Source organism: Pseudomonas sp. EL_65y_Pfl2_R96 (genome assembly GCF_963970905.1).
Classification (GTDB): Bacteria; Pseudomonadota; Gammaproteobacteria; order Pseudomonadales; family Pseudomonadaceae; genus Aquipseudomonas.
This window is the reverse complement of record NZ_CAXAQH010000376.1, coordinates 1-441: the sequence shown is the minus strand read 5'-3', so window position 1 is coordinate 441 and position 441 is coordinate 1. Positions and strand designations below refer to the sequence as shown.

Below are 441 nucleotides of genomic sequence, written 5' to 3'. Positions count from 1 at the left end.
CTTGCCCCAGCACTGATCGTGAGATCCGGCATACGCAGCGATCGGGCGACGCGCACCTGCGCGTCGGCGGTACGAACGTCTGCTTGCGCAGCAACGAGCGCGAGCGTGGCTTCGACATCTATCGGTTGTGGAGGCCCATAGCCATCGATCCGCTCGAACCACGCGCGATCAAGTGGGCCCGTCACGGGCGTCGCAAGCAATGTTTCAAGGTTTGTACGCGCCGCCAGTGCCTGCCGGGCGGCACTATCGGCCGCGATCTGGGCATTGATGCGCAGCACATCGGCACGCTGTTGCTCAATCGGTCCGACGTCGCCTGCCTTGACGCGCTCGCTTGAGACGCGGAACGCATTGTTGGCGATCCCGGCCTGCTCGCTCAGTACTTCAGCGCGGCGCTCGGCAGCCGCGGCTTCGATGTAGAGCTGTGTGATGCGCAGTCGAAGA

1 protein-coding gene is annotated in these 441 nt (G+C 64.4%); it reads right to left on the bottom strand.

Annotated elements, in window-relative coordinates; genetic code table 11:
• Window positions 1-441: hypothetical protein (locus tag AACY49_RS31130; protein WP_445262695.1), on the bottom strand; the 441-nt coding region annotated here is incomplete at both ends.